This window comes from Bacteroidota bacterium (genome assembly GCA_041658205.1).
Lineage (GTDB): Bacteria > Bacteroidota > Ignavibacteria > UBA10030 > UBA8401 > UBA8401.
On record JBBAAO010000001.1, the window covers coordinates 1,710,387 to 1,732,445 of the forward strand.

21 protein-coding genes are annotated in these 22,059 nt (G+C 40.0%); 3 read left to right on the top strand and 18 right to left on the bottom strand.

Annotated features, from left to right (window positions below; all coding sequences use genetic code 11):
• Positions 1 to 3: 3 nt before the first annotated feature.
• The 15 genes from WDA22_07065 to gltX all read right to left on the bottom strand — a co-directional run bounded on the left by WDA22_07065 (position 4) and on the right by gltX (position 15,249).
• Positions 4 to 504, bottom strand: a complete 501-nt coding sequence (locus WDA22_07065) for a hypothetical protein (GenBank protein ID MFA5833220.1) — start codon at positions 502 to 504, stop codon at positions 4 to 6.
• A gap of 29 nt (positions 505 to 533) precedes the next feature.
• A complete protein-coding gene (locus tag WDA22_07070) occupies positions 534 to 1,784 on the bottom strand; it encodes an ABC transporter permease (protein ID MFA5833221.1) in 1,251 nt (416 codons plus the stop codon).
• Positions 1,777 to 2,925 (bottom strand): ATP-binding cassette domain-containing protein, encoded by a 1,149-nt coding sequence (locus WDA22_07075; GenBank protein ID MFA5833222.1) that lies wholly within the window; start codon positions 2,923 to 2,925, stop codon positions 1,777 to 1,779. The genes WDA22_07070 and WDA22_07075 overlap by 8 nt, the downstream gene beginning before the upstream one ends.
• Before the next feature lie 98 nt (positions 2,926 to 3,023).
• Positions 3,024 to 3,524, bottom strand: coding sequence for a DinB family protein (locus WDA22_07080; protein MFA5833223.1), 501 nt, complete (start codon positions 3,522 to 3,524; stop codon positions 3,024 to 3,026).
• A 108-nt stretch (positions 3,525 to 3,632) separates the two neighbouring features.
• Positions 3,633 to 4,931: an asparagine--tRNA ligase gene (gene asnS / locus WDA22_07085; protein ID MFA5833224.1), complete on the bottom strand. Its 1,299-nt coding sequence runs from the start codon at positions 4,929 to 4,931 to the stop codon at positions 3,633 to 3,635.
• Between the two features lie 162 nt (positions 4,932 to 5,093).
• Positions 5,094 to 7,259 (bottom strand): VIT domain-containing protein, encoded by a 2,166-nt coding sequence (locus WDA22_07090; GenBank protein ID MFA5833225.1) that lies wholly within the window; start codon positions 7,257 to 7,259, stop codon positions 5,094 to 5,096.
• 42 nt (positions 7,260 to 7,301) lie between these two features.
• Positions 7,302 to 9,473: a T9SS type A sorting domain-containing protein gene (locus tag WDA22_07095; protein MFA5833226.1), complete on the bottom strand. Its 2,172-nt coding sequence runs from the start codon at positions 9,471 to 9,473 to the stop codon at positions 7,302 to 7,304.
• 25 nt (positions 9,474 to 9,498) lie between these two features.
• A complete protein-coding gene (nadA, locus tag WDA22_07100) occupies positions 9,499 to 10,425 on the bottom strand; it encodes a quinolinate synthase NadA (GenBank protein ID MFA5833227.1) in 927 nt (308 codons plus the stop codon).
• A 44-nt stretch (positions 10,426 to 10,469) separates the two neighbouring features.
• Entirely contained in the window at positions 10,470 to 11,582 is a 1,113-nt protein-coding gene (locus tag WDA22_07105; protein ID MFA5833228.1) for a glycosyltransferase family 9 protein, read from the bottom strand.
• Positions 11,579 to 11,767 (bottom strand): hypothetical protein, encoded by a 189-nt coding sequence (locus WDA22_07110; protein ID MFA5833229.1) that lies wholly within the window; start codon positions 11,765 to 11,767, stop codon positions 11,579 to 11,581. Before WDA22_07110 ends, WDA22_07105 begins: the two co-directional genes overlap by 4 nt.
• Positions 11,767 to 12,438: a deoxynucleoside kinase gene (locus tag WDA22_07115; GenBank protein MFA5833230.1), complete on the bottom strand. Its 672-nt coding sequence runs from the start codon at positions 12,436 to 12,438 to the stop codon at positions 11,767 to 11,769. The genes WDA22_07110 and WDA22_07115 overlap by 1 nt, the downstream gene beginning before the upstream one ends.
• Positions 12,410 to 12,955 (bottom strand): 2-amino-4-hydroxy-6-hydroxymethyldihydropteridine diphosphokinase, encoded by a 546-nt coding sequence (folK, locus tag WDA22_07120; GenBank protein MFA5833231.1) that lies wholly within the window; start codon positions 12,953 to 12,955, stop codon positions 12,410 to 12,412. Before folK ends, WDA22_07115 begins: the two co-directional genes overlap by 29 nt.
• Before the next feature lie 3 nt (positions 12,956 to 12,958).
• Positions 12,959 to 13,327, bottom strand: a complete 369-nt coding sequence (folB, locus tag WDA22_07125; protein MFA5833232.1) for a dihydroneopterin aldolase — start codon at positions 13,325 to 13,327, stop codon at positions 12,959 to 12,961.
• Between the two features lie 33 nt (positions 13,328 to 13,360).
• On the bottom strand, positions 13,361 to 13,765 hold the full coding sequence (locus tag WDA22_07130; protein ID MFA5833233.1) for a DUF6265 family protein: 405 nt from the start codon (positions 13,763 to 13,765) through the stop codon (positions 13,361 to 13,363).
• 59 nt (positions 13,766 to 13,824) lie between these two features.
• Entirely contained in the window at positions 13,825 to 15,249 is a 1,425-nt protein-coding gene (gene gltX, locus WDA22_07135; GenBank protein ID MFA5833234.1) for a glutamate--tRNA ligase, read from the bottom strand.
• 106 nt (positions 15,250 to 15,355) lie between these two features.
• Between gltX and WDA22_07140 the strand changes: the two genes are divergently transcribed.
• Positions 15,356 to 16,174 carry an RNA methyltransferase gene (locus tag WDA22_07140; GenBank protein ID MFA5833235.1) on the top strand — a complete coding sequence of 273 codons (819 nt, stop codon included), beginning with the start codon at positions 15,356 to 15,358 and terminating at the stop codon, positions 16,172 to 16,174.
• A gap of 30 nt (positions 16,175 to 16,204) precedes the next feature.
• Here WDA22_07140 and WDA22_07145 read toward each other — a convergent pair whose 3' ends face one another.
• Positions 16,205 to 16,585, bottom strand: a complete 381-nt coding sequence (locus WDA22_07145) for an endonuclease domain-containing protein (protein ID MFA5833236.1) — start codon at positions 16,583 to 16,585, stop codon at positions 16,205 to 16,207.
• A 485-nt stretch (positions 16,586 to 17,070) separates the two neighbouring features.
• Positions 17,071 to 18,198 (bottom strand): dipeptide epimerase, encoded by a 1,128-nt coding sequence (locus tag WDA22_07150; GenBank protein MFA5833237.1) that lies wholly within the window; start codon positions 18,196 to 18,198, stop codon positions 17,071 to 17,073.
• Positions 18,199 to 18,368: 170 nt separating this feature from the next.
• Here WDA22_07150 and WDA22_07155 point away from each other — a divergent pair, with 170 nt between their 5' ends.
• Both WDA22_07155 and WDA22_07160 read left to right on the top strand, forming a co-directional pair.
• Positions 18,369 to 19,013, top strand: coding sequence for a DUF47 family protein (locus WDA22_07155; protein ID MFA5833238.1), 645 nt, complete (start codon positions 18,369 to 18,371; stop codon positions 19,011 to 19,013).
• A gap of 12 nt (positions 19,014 to 19,025) precedes the next feature.
• A complete protein-coding gene (locus WDA22_07160) occupies positions 19,026 to 20,009 on the top strand; it encodes an inorganic phosphate transporter (GenBank protein ID MFA5833239.1) in 984 nt (327 codons plus the stop codon).
• Positions 20,010 to 20,066: 57 nt separating this feature from the next.
• Here the strand turns inward: WDA22_07160 and WDA22_07165 are convergent, their stop codons facing one another.
• On the bottom strand, positions 20,067 to 21,983 hold the full coding sequence (locus tag WDA22_07165; protein ID MFA5833240.1) for an ATP-binding protein: 1,917 nt from the start codon (positions 21,981 to 21,983) through the stop codon (positions 20,067 to 20,069).
• Positions 21,984 to 22,059: the final 76 nt, after the last annotated feature.

Here is a 22,059-nt window from a genome sequence, read left to right on the forward strand (position 1 = left end):
ATATTAATAAAAATAATAATGAAACGACAGCTGAGGTAGCGGCAACATTGTTCCATCGGAAAAATAGGTGAGCAATCCCTGAAATGTAAGGTGAACGGCATCTTGTAATAAGAACTCTCCTCCAAGACCTGCCCCAAAACGGAATGGCGCAGTATATTTGTTTCCTCCCGATCCATTATAGATGTAACTGCTTGCCGCACCAAAAAAGAATCTTGCCGCATTACTCCGTGTTAAATCCTGCTGAAACTCAGCACCGAATGAATAAAACGTATCGGTGTTTTTTGGTTTAAATATTCCCAATATTGCCTGAAGGGAAGTTTTTCCTTCTGTGTGATAGCGATAACTGAGTCCTATCCCTGAAGCCGGTCCACCGGAAAATCCCAAACCATAGATATTCTTCCCAAATGCATCCCCTTTCACGCTGGAAACTGCAACTTGAGCTTCCGCCGTAACAACGAGAATGGAGAACAAGACTACAACACTTATTAAATGAAAACGTTTCATTATCAGTCCTTATTGTTATAAACAAAGAATTAATTTTCAGCTCTTAACCAGCCATAAATCTCTTTTAAACTTGGCTTTTTCCCTGTAACCAAAATTCCGATCCGGAATACTTTTCCGGCAATCCACATCAAACCATAGATCGTCAACACAAGTGTAACGAGTGAAAGTGCCACCTCCCACCAAGCCGGAGTTTGAATCGAAAGACGCAACGCCATCATTGTGGGTGTCAACAAAGGGATTTGCGATAAAACTTTTACCAACATTGAATCCGGATTAAACATGAGTGGTACCGCAAATGCTATTGGTAACACAAGAAATATCGTAATATATCCGGTCATCTGCTGTGCTTCCTGTTCCGTTGAGACAGTTGAACCGGCAATAATGAAAATCCCGACATACATAAAATAGCCAAGAATAAAATAGATAAAGAGCAGAAGAAGATTATCCATCGTGACGAACGGAACCGGAGTCGCAAAATTAGCACCAATTAAAATCAAACCCCAAAATGCGAGCGTCGTTAAACCAAGCAATGATAATCCGATGATCTTTCCGGACATCAATTCCTGCGAAGAACAGGATGAGACTAGCACTTCAACAATACGATTTGCTTTTTCTTCGATCACACTGCGGATCAGCATTTGTCCCGACGAAAGGACGAGAAACATCAACAACATAATAAAGATGTAGCCGGTGAAAAAGGTCTCCATGAAACCGGATTCTTTCTCTTCCCCCTGCTTCGATACTTTAAACGTCTTGATATCAACTTCCGTCATCAATTTTTTAATCGTTGAGGCATCATATCCGCTTGATTGCAGACGCCGTTCGATAATGATTTCTTCAAGTACCTTTGAAAAACGATTCTGATCTCTGGCGTTACCCACATTTTCTGCACGATATTCAATCTTCCCTTTTTCCAAAACATCTTTAGGCATTACAAAATAACCTTCTATTTCACCCGATGCTAATTGTGCTGTCGCTATGATCTTTAGATGCTCAGTATCCATGTTCTCATCGAAGATCTCTTTAATCTCATAATTCGGTACACCGCTTTCGAGTTTGTATTTCTCGAGCATACGGGATTCGATGAATGATGTTAACGAATGGGTCTCATCAATTACTCCAAATGTTTTTGTTTTTTCATCCTCCTTATCCGCTAAGAGACTTGGCAGCACCGTAAAGATTGACATGATCAACGGAGTCATAAACAATCCGATGATGAATGCCTTTGTTCGTACTTTTTCGATAAACTCCCATTTTGCGACGGCCAATATTTTATTCATGTGCCGCCTCCAGTTGTATTTTCTGTTTTAATTTTTGCCATCGAATAAAGGAAATGATCGATACAATAACACCGAATCCTGCTAAACCGCCAGAATCTTTTCCGGCAATAAACATGACAACGCCGACAATCGCAACCAACATGCCAATAACCATAGATGTCTGTTGTTTTTTTACTGCCGGATTCTTGATCAACGAAACTGGCTGCATCTGCTTTTGTTGAATATCAGTTTTTTCCTTTTCCACCTCTTCAACAGAGAGTCCCACAACATCTAAAAAGATCGAATTCAGGGAGGGTTCAACAAACTCAAATTTTCTCAACTCTACTTTTGGTAATATGGCTGAAAGAATTTCGTTTGAAGAAACTTCACCATTCAAGGAAAGTTCAGCATAATTTTCGTAGACCGTTGCTTTTTTCACAAATGGCAACGAAGAGAGAAATTTTCCGTCTCCATCATATTCCAAATGAAGAGAATTAGTTCCAAACCTTTGTTTTGCCTGTTTTACTGTTCCTTCCAATACGATCTTTCCTCGATTGATCAAACAGAGTTCATCGCATAATTTTTCCGCGGTCTCCATTTGATGCGTCGAAAAAATAATCGCTTTCCCCTGCTGTTTTAATTCGGCAAAAATATCCTTCATCACTATTTGATTCACCGGATCAAGTCCGGAGAACGGCTCATCTAAAATAACCAGATCGGGATCGTGCAGGATGGTGGTGATGAATTGAGCTTTTTGTTGGTTTCCTTTGGAGAGTTCTTCTACTTTTCGTTTAGCGTACGATTGAAGATTAAACCGTTCCAGCCATTCCATTCCCTTCTTTTTTGCCATGTCGGATGAAATTCCCCGGAGCGATGAAAAATAGACAATCGTATCAAGCAATCCATTCTTCCGATATAGTCCACGTTCTTCCGGAAGATACCCGATCTTATTTCGAATTCCATCATGAAACGGAACACCATCGTACGTAATCGTACCGGAATCAGGCTTCGTGATATTCAGCAGCATTCTGATTGTTGTGCTTTTTCCAGCGCCGTTCGGACCAATTAATCCGAAGATTGTACCGCGTTTCACTTCGAGTGAAACATCATCGACAGCGAGAACGGTGGAAAATTGTTTTCGAAGATTTACTGCTTTGAGCATAAAAGTGGTTGAGTATGTGAGTTGACGAGTAATTGAGTTGAAGAGTAAATAACGATTGAATAAGTATTTTTCACCTACTCAAATACTTATCTGCTCAACTACTTCTTTAATATTCTTTTGATCTGCTTTAAATGATTAAGGTCATGACCCGCTTCCAGGTTCATAAGATGCTTAATCGTTTCTTTCCCTCGTTCTTGGTGCATCCCGTAATGTTCTAATTTTTCTTTCGGAAGACCGGTCAGAAAGTTCAAATTTGCGTTGCGAATAACCGAATACATTTCAAGCATTTCACGAATATCCGTTTTTTGATACTGTGAATTTTCCGCCCAATCGTCTTGCTCAAACGGCTGCAGTGTAACTCCATTCTTTTCAACAGCAGATCGGTATCTCCATCCGAGTACCAATTCCGTTTCGGCAAGATGCGCTACGATCTCAGCAACAGACCATTTATTCGGTTCCGGACGTTTATATAATGTTTTCTTCGAAACGCCGGTAATAATTTTTTTAATTGTTTTTGGAGTGCTTTTTAGGATTTTTACGGCATCTTTGCCTTCAAGATTTCCTAAAATTCTTGCAATATACTGTTGAGGGGTTTCCATAAATATAGTTTAGTTTATAAGAAGTTAAAAAATTGAAAATAATTTCAAACTAAAAAAGTTGTTGAATGGAATTCTTAACTACTCAACGACTCAAATACTCAGGACATTTTACGGGGTTAAACGATAAATCATTCTTGGAAACGGTATTGTCTCACGAACATGTTCTAATCCACAAATCCATGCTACAGTTCGTTCAATTCCCAATCCAAAACCTGCATGGGGAACGGAACCGTAACGTCGAAGATCCAGATACCAATCAAACGCTTCCTGCGGAAGTTCATGTTCTTTCAATCGTGCTAAGAGAAGATCATAGTCATCTTCACGCTGGCTTCCACCGATAATTTCACCATACCCTTCGGGTGCAAGAACGTCCACCGCAAGCGCAAGTTTTTCATTTTGCGGATCACGTTTCATATAAAACGCTTTGATAGCCGACGGATATCGATGCACCATCACCGGACGATCGAACTGTTCAGAGATCACCGTTTCGTCTGGCGCGCCAAGATCATTTCCCCATTCGAATGCAATCCCTTTTTTATGAAGAATCTCTACTGCTTGATCATATGTTATTCGAGGAAGCGGGCGTTTCACTGCTTCAAGAAATTTCACATTTCGTTCCAGGGCAACCAGTTCCGGCATACGGTTTTTAAGAACGCTTGTAACAATATGTTCTAAAAATTCTTCAGCAAGATCCATGTTGTCGTTCAGATCGTTGAAGGCCACTTCAGGTTCCACCATCCAAAACTCTGTGAGATGACGACGAGTTTTAGATTTTTCAGCGCGAAACGTCGGACCAAACACATACACTTTTCCGAGAGCCATTGCGCCCGCTTCACCATACAATTGTCCCGATTGAGTTAAATACGCTTTCCCCAGATCGAAATATTCTGTTTCAAACAAAGTCGAAGTTCCTTCGCATGCGGCTGGAGTAAAAATCGGCGCATCAAGAAGTGTGAATCCTCGTCCATCAAAAAATTCTCTGATCGAGCGGATGATTTCATGACGGATTCGCATGATGGCATGCTGGCGCGAAGAACGGAGCCAGAGATGCCGACGATCAGCAAGGAATTCTACACCGTGATCTTTGGGTGTAATAGGATATTCTTTTGCAATGGAAATGATCTCAACATTTGTCACATCCATTTCAAATCCACCCGGAGCACGTTGTTCAGCACGGATCGTCCCGGTCATTTTAAATGATGATTCCTGAGTCAACTCACCGCAATGATTAAATAATTCTTCACCAACAACATTTTTTACAACAACTCCTTGACAGATTCCCGTGCCGTCCCGCAATAACAGAAATTTAATTTTGCCGCTCGAACGGAGATTATAGAGCCATCCTTGCAGCGTTACTGTTTCGCCAGCATGTTTTGCAAGGTCTTCGATATAGACTTTTGTTGCCATGGAATTTCCTTTTTGTTTTGCAGATGACCGTCACCTTTAAGGTGACGGTCATCGAGTTTACTATTGGTATCTGTAAAAATATACAAAAACGTTGCTCGTTCTACAAAATAAAATCCCGTCCGAATGCAATCGAGACGGGATAGTTACACATTCAAGACTTCCCTACTTGGTCAAAAGCAGTTTGATTGAATAATACTTCGTCGGAGTAATGAGAACAGCAAAATAGACTCCACTCGATACTTTTTTCCCATCGTCGGACATCCCCTGCCATGTTATATCGGTATATTTTCCGGCCGTAGCATTGGAGATGTCAAATGTTTTCACAAGTTGTCCCAACAGATTAAATATGTGCAGCTTACTCTGGTCTGCCGTTATCCCCTTCGGTAATCTCACTTTTAAAGTCGTTTGAGGATTGAATGGATTTGGATATGCCACTAGCATTGAATCATTTGTGGGAATAAGTGGATCGTTTCCATCAGCGACATAAACCAGTTTAGATTCATCCCGACATGTTAAACATGCTTTGAGTGTATCACTTGGTTCCAAGGCAAGAAATGCCGAATACTTACTCAATACCCTGAAGGAAAGGCTGGCATCGATAATCGTTTTTGTATTGCTATTATTTTGCGGTTGCGATTCCAACGCGGCAATATAATTTCCTGCCCAGATCGATTCAAGTGTATTATCCATTATCGTAACATTGGAATCAGGAATTGTAATTTTTGTCGAAATCGTTTTCCCTTGAAATAATCCCGCAACATCTAACACAAAGGGAAATTGCCCGTTGTATTTTCCGATTTGTGTTATGGTTTTATCAATAGATACTTCAGTAGACGATGTGGGAATGTTGGAATACCTGTTTGAGCAGAATCCATTTTCAATTCTGGTAATCATGTCGAATGATTTGAGGGTACCTCGAATTTGGTCATGGACAATTTGCAAATTCGTTTGAAGACTAGAGTTCTGACGGTACGCAGTAAACGTTCCTCCTGTTAACCGTGAGAGATTTTCATAAAAATAGTCGTTTCCGTAATAATACTTACCATTAAAGTATGAGGAGGTAACGCTCCAGTTGCTCACATCGGTAATGTGAATAGGGATGACCGGTTTGAGTATTTCGGAAATAGACTGAATGGCAGGATTAACAATTGTATGATGATTATATTTATCCGAACCTGCAATTAACCATATTGTTCCTATATTTCCATTATTTCGAATAAAATCTATCCCATCAGTTATTAACGCTTGTAAATTTGCTGAGTTCTGTATAATGTTTTGTGTGATAAGATTAAAGGTATTTATTATTGATGTTGAATCGCCTACAATCCATCCCGATTGTTTCATTCGTTTTATTTGAGTCCCCGAAAAGATAAGATTGAAAGAATCCTTCGAGGTCATATTCGACAGCATAAATGATTTCATAGAATTGATTAAGCTGAGCGTCGAATACGATGATCGGGATTCATCAAACTCGTACAGAAAAACAAATTTTTGTTCATTTGAAATATTAAACAAGTTAATCGGATTGAACGAAACTTGAAAATAGCCTTCCCCAGTCTTTAAAGAATTTTCATATTTCCCAACGAATATTTTGTTATTCTTCGTATCGGCAGATAATGTTACATTCCCATTGATGGCGCTTGCCGGAATCTCACCATAATAGTATTGTTTTCCGGTAAGATTGTCGAGTCGTGGAGTAGATTCAAATCCGTTTTGAAACTCAGTAAATGATGGATTGTTAAATTCTGATGATGGCCAATAAAAAACAGTCCCCTTCGTTAAAGATCTTTTTGAAAGTTTTAAAATATTAGTTGGCAAAGCTGACGTAACACTTTTTCCGCTGAAATTGACTGGTAAGAGATATGATATCTTCACTTTTCGATACCCTGTCCCTACCATCGGATAAATCCGCAATGAATATTGAAGGTCAGAGTTTTTCATTAACAATGCAGGATCTCTTCTCCGTTTCACAATATTTTCATAAATGCTTGATGCTGTCCAGCGATCCAAGATCAATCCCTTCATAATTGTATTGTCGTCAATCCACAACCAAAGATCGTTGACAATTGCATCTTTCGGGAGTGCAAATTCCATCTGCACTTCAATGCTGTCGCTGGAAGAGAAGGAGAGATCTTTCGCAGAGAATGTAAGATACATGTCGTATTGGACATAATTCCCTTTCGGCCGGATAGAGAGGACGGCTTGATCGATACTCCCTTGGCCATGCCTCCACGCCTGTTGTGGATGTTGGACATTGAGGTAATTGTACGTGTATTGAGAGAAGAGCGTGATTGGTATGATCAGTATGAGCATCAACAGGTTTTTCATAGAAGGTTTCCAGGATTTAATTGAAAAATGAAATCTCTCTTACTATTTTAACAACATCAATTTTAAAGAATATCTCTTTTGAGGAGTAGTGATCACAGCGAGATAGACTCCTGTAGAAACAGCTATATTATTTTCATCTCTGCCATTCCAAACAATATTGTTGTCTTGTCGATCGCTTAAATTACTAACATCGAACGATTTTACAACTTGACCGAGAATATTAAATATCTTCAGTGATACATTTTTTGCTACCGTCTGTTGCGGTAAGCGAATACGCAGTGTGGTTGATGGATTAAAAGGATTGGGATAAGCCTGCATTATTTCATAAACTGTCGGAACGGTTTTCTTTGCATCAATCTCAGTAACAATAACACCACCACCATTCCATCCGATACAGGTATCACAAAGTTTCTGTCCTTTTTCCAGCGCAAGAAAAGCAGTCCAATAAGTAAGAATCCTATTTTGTAAACTTAATTCTATTGCTTGGTCATTTCGAGTGTAATAGTAATTTGAGAATTGACTCAGCAATTGATTCGCCCATACTTTGTTGAGATTACTATCAGCCGGAATAAAATCAGTATCGTTCATGACAATTTTTTTACTGTATAATTTCCCATTATAGAAACCGGTCATATCAATATACAGAGGGAAATTTCCAATAAATTTTCCAACTTGAGAAACTGAACTTAGCACTTTAACATTATTTGTTAAACCAGTATTAAAATAATTCTGATAGGTAAATCCATCCTGCAAATAAACACTCATATTAAAATATTCTATCTGCCAGCGTAAATTTTCCATTATTATCCCAACATAGTAATCATGTTCAGTATAGTTTGAATAATTCCGCACTTTATACGTTGATCCTGAATATTTTGATGCTAATTGTGAATAGAGATAACTATTTCCATAATAATAGTAGTTTGGCAGATAATAATATTTCGCACTGTCATTATTGTCAATTGAATAAAACTTAACTTTTGATGGTGCAATTTTCGTTAATGAATCGACCAGTGCATTTGCAGTTCCTATCGTAGAATATTCATCAGATGACGCCAGAAGTATAACAGCATGAGCGTTCACTTTTTTTGCAAATGAAAAACCTTCCAATAACAATCCGGATAAATTTACAGTATCGAGAATGGAATTGATGTTCACACTTGTAGCAAAAACATTTGCAATTGTTGCTGAGTCAATCGGAAGCCATGAAGTATTCAAATATTTCAGTGATTTTTTTGCTGCAAATATGATATTGAATGAATCCTTAGCGGTAAATTTTGTTAAGAGGCTTTTTTTGATCTGATCGATGAGTTTAATTTTTGTATATCCCGGAAGGACATTTGTTGAATCAAAATCAACTAAGAAAAGAATGTTTTTGCCCGGATTAATCCCTAATGACGTTAATGGATCAACGACAAAACGATATGTTCCCTCATTCCCCTTTTGGTATTTCTCGCCATAATTTGCGATGGAATTATTTTTTCTTTGAAATACGATATCAAGCTGGGAGGTGGCAGCGATAGAGTCACGCGGAATATCACACTGTAACACATTCCCAAATGTAGTATCGTTTGTTAATGAGAATTGGAAGGATGTATTTCCTTTCATGGAAGGTGATTTCCACAGTGGATGTTCTTTAAGAAAGATAGAAAATGGTTTTTCTTTGTACGGTGCAGATGCTTTCAATAACCAAATGGGAAGCGATACCTTTCCAGAAGAATCGTTGATGTTCAAAGGAGATGAATACGTTATCTTAATCTTCCTTTTTCCGGGCACCGTAAATGGAAAAACATTTAATTGGTAATAATCACCGTATGTCTTTGTAAGAAGCGCGGGGTCTTTTCGCGCTCCAACAATATTGTTATATGTCGCTTGAGCTTTAAATCGATCTGCCAACAACGCCACAGAAGTATCCCCGTCGATCCAAAGCCATAGGTCTGCAATAAAACTCTGTTGAGGTAAACTAAAGTATGCACGAATCTCAAGACTATCCGTTGTTGGAATACCAGTGTACGCTTTTGTAGAAAAAGTGAGATAGAGATCTGTTTTTAGATGACTTCCTGAAACTTCACAGTATGCTGTCGCATCTTCAATCGTTCCCTGAAACCACATTGAGTTGTTGCGAGGATTATTAAACGATATTGAAGCATATTGTGCAGAAAGTGTAGCGGAATATATAATAACTGCAATTATTATTGAAAAAAATGTTTTCATAAAACCTCCGTGAGGTTTGAAAGGATCAACTCATTGTGAGCATCCTCTCGATCGGTTTGCGGGCTCGTTCGAGTAGGTCAGAACTCATTTCAATTTGCGGATGCATGTTTTTCATACAGAGATACAACTTTTCGAGTGTATTGCGTTTCATATGGGGGCATTCGTTGCATGCACAGTTCGCTTCAGGCGGCAGTGGCAGAAATGTCTTCCCTGTCGTGCTTTTTTCCATTTGGTGGACAATGCCGAATTCCGTCCCTACAATAAACTTGGTTTGAGGAGATGTCTGGACATATTTCAACAACATGCTGGTGGATCCGACAAATTTTGCTCTGGCTAATATATGGTCTTCACATTCAGGATGTGCTATCAATTCCGCATCGGGGTGTTCCATCTGCAACCCAATCAATTTTCGTTCGCTGAACGTCTCATGGACAATGCAACTGCCGTTCCACAATAACATATTTCGCCCGGTCTTTTTATTGATAAATGCTCCAAGATTTCTATCCGGAGAAAAAAGAATCGGCTGATCTTTCGGGATTTGATTGACAATTTTTTCTGCATTGCTTGAAGTGCATATGATATCACTCAGTGCTTTCACTTCTGCGCTGCAATTGATATAGGTAATTGCAAGATGGTCGGGATGTTCTTCTCGAAATTTTTTAAATGCAGCTGGCGGAGTTCCATCGGATAGTGAACAGCCTGCGAGCAAATCTGGTAACAGTACCGGTTTATGCGGGTTAAGGATCTTGGCTGTCTCCGCCATAAAGTGGACACCGCAAAAGACGATGACATCTGCAGTAGTCGAAGCAGCTTTGCGGGAAAGTTCTAAACTATCCCCGACAAAATCTGCCAAATCTTGGATTGGCGATTCCTGATAATAGTGTGCAAGAATTACAGCGTTAAGATCTTTTTTAAGAGAAAGGATTCCGTTTTCAAGTTCTTGTGGTGTCATACAGTTGAAACGTACTGACATTTTCCTCGAATTACAAGACTCCTTTAATAATGTGCGGACTTAATTCGATCTACCTGTTCTTTAATCGCTTCAATCACTTGTTCAACGGTGATGGATGTAATTTTTTTATCTTCCGCTCGCACGGCAACATGGCGTTCATGAGGTGGTTTCCACACAGCAGGGTCATTAAGACTATGGAAGGAAACGGTCGGTACACGCATGGCTGATGCAATATGAAGTGTTCCCGTGTCGTTGCATAGAAAGAGATTCATCTTGTGAATGAATGCTGCCGAGACACGCAACGGCATCAGAGGAGCCGAAATAACTTTTGTTTTCAGCATACGCACCAATTCATCACGCATTTTTACTTCATTCGGTCCGACAATGAGCACAACTTCCATTTCATGAGTAGATTTCATCCAATCAATTACTTTCGCAAGTTTCGCCAGCGGAAACCGGCGAGTTTCATCCAGCGTTCCGAAATGCACTCCCACTGTAATTGCGGCGCCAATTTTCAATCCGTAATGGACCTTTTCCGCTTCTACTCGATCATCATCGTCAATCATAAGGTCATACTCTAGACCATTAGGCTGCACTCCGATAGCACGCACGATATCAAGATTATGTTCGATCTCCAATTGGATCTTCGGCGACCGCGGAGTTAACACATTATAAATTTTTTCCGGGAGATCCGGATCGAGTTTTAAATGGTTCGGGCCGATAATATATTTTGCTTTGCTAAATATGGCGATGAGATCCGATGAGACAGAACGAGAGACAGTGTTCAGGACAATTGCGCAATCATATCCGCCATCCCTGCGCAGTTGATCAAAAAAGAATCGGAACATTTGAAAGTTCCATTTTTTAAATTTTTCGTAGAAGACAATAATTTCATCAACATTATGATTATCCCACATCAGCGGGGCAGTATACTCTCGAACAACAATTCCGATATACGCATCCGGAAACCGATTCCGCACCGCACGAATTGTCGGTGTGGAAATTAAAAGATCGCCTAATTGATCGTGCTGTCGTACGATTAAAATTCGTTTCAAACGGCTAATGGGAAGTTCGCGGGGAGAAATTTTTCGATCGGATCGGAACAATCCGATAATTTGAAGAAGTAGTCGTTTGAGCAATCGTTCAATAGTGTTCATTGTTTTTCCTTGATCTCTTCGTATGGAATATCTTCAATGTTTTTCTTTCCATGATACGACGGGTCCATCTTACGATTTAAAACGTCCCGATTTGGAGTCATCAACAAACGAATATACCGAATCATTTGACCAACAATCTTCCCAACGATAAAAATAACGATCATCCATATAATAAAACGGAGCATCATGACTTTCCGCGTGTTTTCGGATTATAATATTCCACTGGCGCTTTGTCTTTCCTGAGAATCTGTTCCAGCAAGTCCTCAAAATCTTCCGGTTCACTCACAAAATCTATTTCTGTAGAATTAATGATCAGCAACGGCGCAGTCTTGTATCGAAAAAAGAAATAGTTATACGCTTCGTTCAGGTCTTTGATATATTCATTAGACATGTTCTCTTCGAAGCTTCTTCCCCGTTTTTTGATGTTTCCCATCAGTCGATCTGTACTGGATTGGAGATACACAACAAGATCCGGTGTCGGAACATTTTTCTCGATAGTCGTCACGAGCGTTTCATAGAGTTTCAGCTCATCATCCTGTAGTGTAAGGTACGCAAAGATCTTGTCCTTATCGAAAATATAATCGGAAACCAGGTAATTATAGAATAAATCTCCCTGGAACAATTCTTGCTGCTGTTTATACCGGCTTAAAAGAAAAAAAATCTGTGTTTGAAATGCGTAATGATCGGGATCTTCGTAGAATTTTTCCAGGAATGGATTCTCTTCAAACTTTTCGAGAACCAATTTTGCTTGAAGTCGTTCTGTGATCATTTTTGCAAGGGTGGTTTTCCCTGCTCCAATAACCCCTTCGATGGCGATATATCGTATATCAGACGGTCGGGTTTGTAATTGAATCATTGATCAATGCAAAAAGTTGGGATGTGTGCATTTCTGAATACTCCACACCGTGATTATCGGTCGTTTCATTATTTAATTCTTCGATTGATTTCTGCGCAATCGGATGAAGCACCATCGGTGCAATCTCGGACAACGGCTGCAAAACAAATTTTCTGTTCACCATTTCTGCGTGTGGAATCCTGATGGCATCGCTGTTCAGAATTAATCCATCAAATAATAACAAATCGATATCGATTTCTCTGGGACCCCATCGTTCGGATTCTGTGCGGCCGATTTCTTTTTCCAGCCACTTCATTTTTTTGTGAAACTCTTCCACCGTAAGATCTGTGCGAACGGAAATGGCAAGATTTAAAAATTCCTTTTGCGGAACATTCCCGACCGGTTCGGTTTGATAGACATCCGATACCGCATCAACCACTGTCTTATCGAAATCGGCTATTCCCCGGATTGCAGCGGCAATAAACTCGACCCTGTTCCCCACATTAGATCCGAGACCGAGGTATAGTGAATGTTTCATAGATTATCGCACTGTTTCAATTTGCACTTCAATAGTGTCTACAACGCCATGAATTGGTGCCCCCGGTTTACGCACACGAACAATCACTTTTTGCACCTGAATGAATGCTGCTATGATGCCGGATCCGATAGTATACGCGAGCGCTTCAATTAAATAATATTTTTTTTCCGTCACTATCTTCTTCATCAACGAATAAACTTTTTCATAATTTACGGTCTCGTTCAAATCATCCGTCAATTTTGCCTTGGTAAGATCACAGTACAATTCCACATCAATCTCAAACTTTCCTCCTAGAGTCTGTTCATCCGTCAACGCACCATGGTATGCGTAGAAGACTGCGTTATGAAGTTTGATGATGTCGAAAGTTTTCATGATGATTGAATATATTGAAGGGTGATGCGATAATCAATCTGCATTGATGATAACTTTTTTATAGGGAAACAGCACAGATCGCTTTTTTCCATTACTCATCCCTTCAATCTCTGCGATCAGTGAATCTGGCGGAACAAACCGATAGATGATTCTTTGAGGAAAATCATGTTTGAGATTTTCAAAAAGCGCGCTTGTTGAGTCTAATTTTACCAGCTTAAACGACGCACCTTTTTGGCGTAATGGCTTTGCGCGATAGGAGATCTCTCCGGCTGCATCTTGATCGATCACAATTGATTCCTGTTCAACGATGTTGTTATTTTTTTTGGTATTACTGCTCCCTTCCATTCTATTCTTCACTACCGATGTCCAATTTTCTTCCGTGACCCTATCCCCTTTTTCCATTCTCCAAAGACCGGAGAGCCAAGAGAGATGGGACACTGAATTTTTTTGTTGTGAAAAACAAAAGGAATAACAAAAGAACAGAAGGATGATGCTTTTCATTGTATTTTCTCACACGCAATATTCATTCGACGAGCTACTGTCTCTTTCCCGAGTACTTCGGCCATATGAAACAATGAGGGACCATTGGAAACTCCAGAAAGTGCAAGTCTCATAGGATGGATCAGTTTTCCGGCACCAACCTGTAGTTCCTCTGCCGTTGAACGGAGTGCCAATTCAACGGAAGCAGCATCAAATTTCTCCAGCAGAGCAAACTTTTCTAATAATTTTGCGATATGTGCAGATGATTCCGGCTTCCAATTCTTCGTCTTTGCCGTTTCGTCATATGCTGTCGGTTCTTCAAAGAAATATGTAGCTGCATTCACAAAGTCTGAAAGAACAACGACCCGCTCCTTCATCAATCCGATAACATGCATGATGTATTCATCCGAGAATGTCTTCCACCCTTTTTCAAGGATCAGTGGTTTTACGAGAGGAAGTAATTCAGCATCGGATTTCAACTTCATATGCTGCTGATTCATCCAATTTAATTTTTCAATGTTGAATACTGCACCGGCTTTCCCCACGCGCTCCAGAGTAAACTCTTTAACAAGATCTTGTAATGAAAAAATTTCTCGTTCATCGCCGGGATTCCAGCCAAGGAAAGCGACAAAATTCACAAGCGCTTCCTTCAAATATCCCTTCATCTGATAATCCTCTACTGCAACATCACCCTGGCGTTTGCTTAATTTTGATTTGTCCGGATTCAATAATAATGGAAGGTGCGCAAATTTGGGAATAGACCATCCGAAGTATTGATATAGCAAAATGTGTTTTGGAGTGCTTGGAAGCCATTCTTCTCCGCGAATCACGTGGCTTATTTCCATCGTATGGTCATCAACTACAACAGCGAGATGGTATGTCGGGAATCCGTCAGATTTCAATAACACCTGATCATCAATGGTCTCTAATGCAAATGTAACATCTCCTCGAATCTCATCGTGGAAATTCAATTCACCGCCGTCAGGAATTTTCATTCTCACGACATTTGGTTCACCGGCAAGAACTCTTTTTTTCGCTTCATCCAACGAAATATTTCTACAATGCCGGTCATACATTGTCGCTCCATTGGCACGCAATTGTTCTAACCGCTCCGACGAACAGAAGCAGTGATATGCTTTCCCATTCTCCAACAATTGTTGAACATGTTCGTGATATATCTTCAGTCGTTGAGATTGAATATACGGTCCATGATTTCCCTCTTTTCCCGGACCTTCGTCAAAATTGACTCCAGCCCATTGCAACGCTTCGATCAATTTCTCCGTTGCTCCATCCACTTTGCGGGATTGATCGGTGTCTTCAATACGAAGAATGAATGTTCCATGATGTTGCTTTGCAAATAAATATGCGTAAAGTGCAGTACGAAGACCGCCAACATGAAGGTAACCGGTAGGTGAAGGGGCAAAACGAGTGCGAACGGACATTACAATACTATTAAATTAAAAAACAGACCTAACAGATTTTTAAAACCTGTTAGGCCTTAAATAATTATGATAAAAATACCAAACTTTTGTTATACTTCCAAAGCAGATGATAACAACAATCAATCATATCAATACATTAGAACGACCGGAGCTGGAACCATATCGAACGCTTCGGCGGCCAATTGAACATTTGGAACAAGGAATCTTTGTTGCAGAAGGTGAAAAAGTCATCGTTCGATTGTTGGAAAGTTCGTTGACCGTTCGATCCGTACTGCTTTCTCAAGACTGGTTTGATATCTATCATCCTTTGATTGAAAAGAACTTGAATATGATCGATGTGTTCATCGGTGAAAAGAAACTTCTTGAAACAATTGTTGGTCACGTTCTTCATCAATCGATTATGGGATTGGCAACAGTTCCCGCACACTTGCTTAGTGATCAGTTCATTCAAAAGACAAAGGATCGTTCGTTGATAGTATTGGTCGATGGAATCACTAATGCAGAAAATATGGGAGTAATCGTCCGAAACTGCGTCTGTTTTAATGTGGATGCGTTAATGGTGCTCCCCACCTCGTGTGACCCATATCTGCGACGATCAGTTCGCAATTCGATGGGAAATATCTTTCAACTTCCGATCATTTATATTCATAACACTCGAGATGAACTCAAGCGATTAAAAGAGAAAGACTTCACAATATACGGAGCACACCCCCACCCAAAGAGCTTTGATATTCAAAACGCAATGATTGAGAAAAAGAGTTGTATCGTTTTAGGAGCAGAGGGTCACGGAATATCACAAGAAGTGCTGGATCTATGCGATACGTTTGTAAAGATCCCGATGAGAGAAGGAGTCGACTCGTTAAATGTCGCCAGTGCCAGTGCGGTGATGCTGTGGGAAGTGAGAAAAACTATGGGTAAAGAATGATTCATTTCCCCTCCTCTTTGAGGAGGGGATTTAAGGGGTGGTGGAAATTATTTCCTTTGCTTTAACTAAAATTGCTTGCAATACACTTTCTACATCATTAAAGATTTCATTGTTTCTAAATCGTAAAACAGAAATTTGATACAACTGAAAATATTTTGTTCGTTTATCATCGTACTCTTTTGCTTCTTTTGTATTATGAATTTCTCCATCAACTTCAATCACCAATTTTAATTCAGGACAATAAAAATCTACAATGTATGGACCAATTCCGTGTTGCCTGCGAAATTTGTTTTCATTGAGTTGGCTGTTGCGTAAAAATACCCAGAGCTTTTTCTCGGCGTTTGTGGCGTTGTTGCGAAGATATTTGCGTTTTTCTTTTTGGGATTTTATGTTAAAAAGTTTTTCGATCATAGTACTCATCCCATCCTCTTTGAGGAGGGAATTTGAGGGGCGGTGGAAATTTACAACCCAACCACCCCTAGCCCCTCCTTAAAAAGGAGGGGGAATTGTTCTATAAATTTTTGTGTTTGCGGAAGTTTTTTTAAAAACGGGTATCACATATTTCAATAAATCAAATACTTTTAAAAGTATATTCTCTTGAGCCATTTTAAAAATCTTTAAACGGTAAAAAAAACATAAACTATTTCCTCACAAAACAAAAATCGAGGTAATCGTCCCGAACGTCTTGCGTAAGCCCGATACGGTTAGCAACACGACAATAAGAGATGTCAAGCTCGTTCGTTTGATTTGTTCCACTTGATATGTTGTGTTTCCGGAGATTGAATAATACCGTGCAACATTTTCCATTGATATGCATCCCGAATAACTATTTCCATTACTTCTATTTCCACTATGTGCGACATACTTCCCTCGGCGTCGGTCAGTAGGCGGTATGCTTATGCAATCTTTTTCACACCAATACCCGCCCCATCACTCAAGATTAATTTCCCATCCTTCACAGTCGTTCCAGTAAAAGCATCGTTCTTGATCAATAGCATCCCATCCAGATCGGCCCAATCCACCATCGGTGACATTTGTGACGCAGCGGAGATGGCGCAGGATGTTTCTGTCATACAACCGAACATGATCTTCATGTTGTAAGAACGAGCGAGCGTGATCATTTTATTTGCTTCACGCATGCCGGTACACTTCATCAATTTAATAACGATGCCGCTATACGCTCCTTTAACTTTCGATATGTCACTCAACCGCTGGCAACTTTCATCAGCGAGGATAGGCAAAGGACTTCGTTCTGTCAACCAAGCGTGATCATCATATTTTTCTTTCGCCAACGGCTGTTCTATATAGACCACCCCTTTTTCCTTTAACCAGTGGATCATATCCAACGCATAAAACTTGTCTTTCCATCCTTGATTCGGATCGGCCGTCAACGGAACATCGGTAATAGCGCGAACGGACTCAATCATTTCCTTATCATTTTCTTTCCCTAATTTCACTTTTAAGATTTTAAATCCGGCTGCTTCTTTTGTTTTTTCCCTCACAACATCAGCTTTATCAATACCAATGGTAAATGTTGTATTCGGAGCTTTATTTTTATCATATCCCCAAATGTTATACCAGGGCTGACCAATTATTTTCCCGACAAGATCGTGAAGAGCAATATCAATCGCAGCTTTTGCAGCTGTATTATGAAATGCAAGCGCATCAATATCGGCAAGGATTGTCTCCAGATCGAATGGATTACTATATTTTGAAAGATCGACACGTTTCAAGAATGCGATCACACTCTCTTGCGATTCTCCCAGATACGGCGGCATTGATGCTTCGCCATAACCAACAAGTCCGTCATATTCAATCTCCACCAAAACAACCGGGGTTGTTGTTCTGCTGAATGCCGCAACCGTAAAGACATGTTTCAATTCCAGCGTGTATGGTCGAAATGTCATTTTCAATTTTTTGCTTGTCTGAGAATTGATGTGAAAAAAAGGAATTGTCGATAACATTGATGATGCTGCAAAAGCAGCGGCGGATTTCTGGAAGAACGAACGGCGAGAATTATTCATGGTATACTCCGGGATATATGAATTTTGCGCGGACTTTGTAAAGTTATGAAAATTTATCGAATTAAACAGGATAACAATTCCTTAACATTTGTTCTCTTTCTTTTTAACGGTTTCTTGAGTATGTTTGAACGCGGTTTACCTTTCCTATCATTATCATATATGGTCAGATTATGAGACTCGACAGAATGATTCAAGCGTTACTTCCACACGACGAAAAATTTTTCGTCCTTTTTGACAAACTTGCACGTGCCATTGTTGAAGCAGCAGAGACATTACGAACTCTCCCCTCTCAGGCAAACAACGAACGCGAAACAACGGTAAAAAAAATACAAGATCTTGAACAAAAAGCGGATTCCATCACGCATGAAATCTACACCGAACTCAACAAAACGTTCGTCACTCCTTTCGACCGAGAAGATGTCCATCTTCTAGCATCAACGCTCGACGATGTATTGGACTATATTGACGGCAGCGCGAAACGTTTCCACATGTATAAAATCAAAAAGAATTCTCCCGATATCCAACGCCTTACTGAAATTATTTACCAATCTGCATTAGAAATTCAACGCGGTGTCATTCTTGTGGCCGACATGCGCCGTGCAGAGGAACTTCAAAAGATCCTTCAAAAAATCAACCAATTTGAAAATGATGCCGATACGATCTTCGATCACGCAATTGCAGAATTGTTTGACAAAGAAACCGATGCCATTGAACTGATTAAAACCAAAGAAGTGCTTGTAAATCTTGAAACAACAACAGATAAATGCGAAGACGTTGCAAACGTACTTGAGACTCTCTTCATTAAAAACGCCTAAGAAAGAACGACTATGTTAACGTTGGTTATTTTCATCATCATCGTCGCTCTTGTTTTCGATTTCATCAATGGTTTCCACGATTCGGCAAATTCTATTGCCACTGTTGTGTCGACCCGTGTATTGAAACCACGACAAGCGGTTGTCTGGGCGGCGTTTTTCAATTTAGTAGCTGCATTTATGTTTGATGTGCATATTGCCAAAACCGTCGGCAAAGGTTTAATTCATCTTGAACTGATCGACGAGTTTGTCATCCTTGGAGGATTGTTAGGTGCGATTGCTTGGAATTTAATCACATGGTACTATGGCATCCCTTCCAGCTCATCTCATGCTCTGGTCGGCGGTTACGCCGGAGCGGCAGTGGCAAAAGCAGGATTTGGATCGATTATCTATAGCGGGTGGACAAACACCATTATTTTTATTGCTATTGCACCATTAATGGGTATGGCAATGGCATTTGTTATTATGATTGCTTTAATGTGGATCTTTCACAAGCGACCTTCATCAAAAATTAACGGTTGGTTTCGAAAGCTTCAACTTGTTTCTGCCGCTGCATACAGTTTAGGGCACGGAACAAACGACGCTCAAAAAACCATGGGCATTATCACCACGTTACTGATTACGTCCGGTTATTTAACGACGTTTGAAGTACCCACCTGGGTTATTTTATCTTCACACGCCGCAATCGCCATGGGAACACTTTTTGGCGGATGGAGAATCGTAAAAACGATGGGACAAAAGATAACAAAATTAAAACCGTCAGGAGGATTTGCCGCGGAAACTTCGGGCGCAATTACTCTGCTCGTTACAGCATTCAGCGGTATCGCCGTCAGCACAACGCATGTTATCAGTGGTGCTATTATGGGTGTTGGAGCGACAAAGCGGTTTTCGGCAGTGCGGTGGGGACTAGCGAGCAACATCATCTTCGCCTGGATCGTTACAATACCGGCAGCGGCGGCGATTGGTGCAATATCATACTGGATCGTAAAACTGTTCTAAGGAAACAACTTTGATCTATACATAAAAAACTCTCGTCATAGACGAGAGTTTTTTATTTTAAATTGGAAAATACAATCGAAAGGTTGTCCCTTTTCCTAGTTCGGATTCTACTTCGATAAATCCCTTGTGATTTTCAACAATCCCTTTCACCATTGCCAAACCTAAACCAGAACCGGTTCCTTCGCTTTTTGTTGTGAAGAATGGTTCATAAATCTTTTTCAAGACATCATTATTCATACCAATACCGGTATCTGAAACTGAAATACAGATATACTCTCCATTCGTTGTTATGCTTCCATTCATGCGCAATGCGTTCTTCACCGATGTTTCAATCGTAATTTTTCCCTTCTCTTGAATTGCATCGCGCGCATTCAAACAAAGATTCAGTAATGCTTGGTGGAGTTGATTATTATCCGCGCGAATTAATGGTAAATTCTCGCTGAGATGAGTCTTGATGAAAATTGTGTTCGGAAAGGTTCTTTGTATTACGTTAATAATTTCAGAGACCGGGGCATTGACTTGCGTAACGTCAAAATTCAGTTCCGTCTTTTTTGCAAACGTCAGTAATTGTTTCACCAATGCTTTGCCCCGATCTGTTGCCTTTGAAATTTGTTCTGCACTATCCATCAAGGATTTTTCGTCGATGCTTTTTAGAAAAAGCAATTTGTTAATGGCCGTACCAATAATGCCGAGAATATTCAAAATATCATGAGCAATACCGCTCGCCAGAGTTCCAATAATTTCCTTTTTTTGCACATGCAGCAATTGTTGTTCTAATTCCAGTCTCTGCCGTTCATTTTTGATCCGTTCGGAAATATCGCGGATCAAAATTTGGACAGAATCTTTTCCTTGATAAATGAGCTTTATCGCCGTGACTTCCGCAATAAACTCACTCCCATCATCACGATGAAAAATGAATTCCGAATGGACATTGACCGTTGTGCCATAAAGAATCTGATGAAGCATCTCGTTGAATTGCTTTGTCTGAGTGTTTCCCATAAAGTCCGTTAACACCTTCTCTTGAATTATTTCAAACGAAGAGATGCGAAATATACTCAGGATTGCGGAATTGATATAAAAATATTTCCCGTCGGTGAAAACAACAATGGCCGCCGGTGATAATTCAACAAGAGCACGAAAACGCTCCTCACTTTCGCGAAGTGCAAGTTCCGTCTTTTTGTGATGTTGAATTTCTCTTTGCAGATCAATTGTTCGTTCGTTTACTCGAAGTTCCAGCGTTCGATTGATGGAATGCAGCTCCGCTTGAACAGCGGCTAGTTCATCAACCATTTGATTGAATGATTTACCCAAACGGTCTATCTCATCGTACCCGGAGGGGGTCATATGTTGTGAGAAATTTCCTTGAACTACCTGTTGAAACGTGTTCGCCATTTTTTCAATCGGCCTTGTCACAATCACCGTCATAATATAGACAAGGATTAATCCGGTAAGAAATATCAACCCGCTGATCAACGCAATGGTATCTTTTGTTTCATTAATCTCTAGGAAAATACTGTCGAGGGCAAATCCGACATAGATAGAACCAACAATATTTGCTTCAAATTTAATCGGCACCTTTGTCATCAGGATCCGGCGTTCGGGAACAATAACTCCGTTCTCAGTCGCCTCCAAATATTTACAACCGATTGCCGCTTCAACGTTGTGCCCTGCAATCAATTCTTGTTTGTCATTCACAAGCATGATAAAGCTGAGATCACTATTATGCCTGATCGATTCAAAAACATTTTCTATTCCTTCTTTATCATTGACGTACAAGGGCATCGCAACACTCACCGCCGAAAGTTCTGCGATGGAGATCGCTTTATTTCTGGCAGATGTCAATGCTTGTTCATTGTATTTCTGAGGGAAATAAATAAAGATGAAAAGAGAAAGCGCGCCAATTGCTGCTGAGAAATACACATACAGTCGAAAGCGCAGCGAGGTGTGGAAACGAAATGGAAAAATATTTCCCATATTATGAAAAAATCCAATTCGTCCAATTCGTATAGAACGGTAACAACATAAACAACGTCATATTATCATTTTGCTT

Coding starts and splice junctions, on each gene's coding strand:
- WDA22_07065 (MFA5833220.1), bottom strand. CDS start 504: ATGAAACGTTTTCATTTAATAAGTGTTGTAGTCTTGTTCTCCATTCTC.
- WDA22_07070 (MFA5833221.1), bottom strand. CDS start 1,784: ATGAATAAAATATTGGCCGTCGCAAAATGGGAGTTTATCGAAAAAGTA.
- WDA22_07075 (MFA5833222.1), bottom strand. CDS start 2,925: ATGCTCAAAGCAGTAAATCTTCGAAAACAATTTTCCACCGTTCTCGCT.
- WDA22_07080 (MFA5833223.1), bottom strand. CDS start 3,524: ATGGAAACCCCTCAACAGTATATTGCAAGAATTTTAGGAAATCTTGAA.
- asnS (MFA5833224.1), bottom strand. CDS start 4,931: ATGGCAACAAAAGTCTATATCGAAGACCTTGCAAAACATGCTGGCGAA.
- WDA22_07090 (MFA5833225.1), bottom strand. CDS start 7,259: ATGAAAAACCTGTTGATGCTCATACTGATCATACCAATCACGCTCTTC.
- WDA22_07095 (MFA5833226.1), bottom strand. CDS start 9,473: ATGAAAACATTTTTTTCAATAATAATTGCAGTTATTATATATTCCGCT.
- nadA (MFA5833227.1), bottom strand. CDS start 10,425: ATGACACCACAAGAACTTGAAAACGGAATCCTTTCTCTTAAAAAAGAT.
- WDA22_07105 (MFA5833228.1), bottom strand. CDS start 11,582: ATGAACACTATTGAACGATTGCTCAAACGACTACTTCTTCAAATTATC.
- WDA22_07110 (MFA5833229.1), bottom strand. CDS start 11,767: ATGCTCCGTTTTATTATATGGATGATCGTTATTTTTATCGTTGGGAAG.
- WDA22_07115 (MFA5833230.1), bottom strand. CDS start 12,438: ATGATTCAATTACAAACCCGACCGTCTGATATACGATATATCGCCATC.
- folK (MFA5833231.1), bottom strand. CDS start 12,955: ATGAAACATTCACTATACCTCGGTCTCGGATCTAATGTGGGGAACAGG.
- folB (MFA5833232.1), bottom strand. CDS start 13,327: ATGAAAACTTTCGACATCATCAAACTTCATAACGCAGTCTTCTACGCA.
- gltX (MFA5833234.1), bottom strand. CDS start 15,249: ATGTCCGTTCGCACTCGTTTTGCCCCTTCACCTACCGGTTACCTTCAT.
- WDA22_07140 (MFA5833235.1), top strand. CDS start 15,356: ATGATAACAACAATCAATCATATCAATACATTAGAACGACCGGAGCTG.
- WDA22_07145 (MFA5833236.1), bottom strand. CDS start 16,585: ATGATCGAAAAACTTTTTAACATAAAATCCCAAAAAGAAAAACGCAAA.
- WDA22_07150 (MFA5833237.1), bottom strand. CDS start 18,198: ATGAATAATTCTCGCCGTTCGTTCTTCCAGAAATCCGCCGCTGCTTTT.
- WDA22_07155 (MFA5833238.1), top strand. CDS start 18,369: ATGAGACTCGACAGAATGATTCAAGCGTTACTTCCACACGACGAAAAA.
- WDA22_07160 (MFA5833239.1), top strand. CDS start 19,026: ATGTTAACGTTGGTTATTTTCATCATCATCGTCGCTCTTGTTTTCGAT.
- WDA22_07165 (MFA5833240.1), bottom strand. CDS start 21,983: ATGGGAAATATTTTTCCATTTCGTTTCCACACCTCGCTGCGCTTTCGA.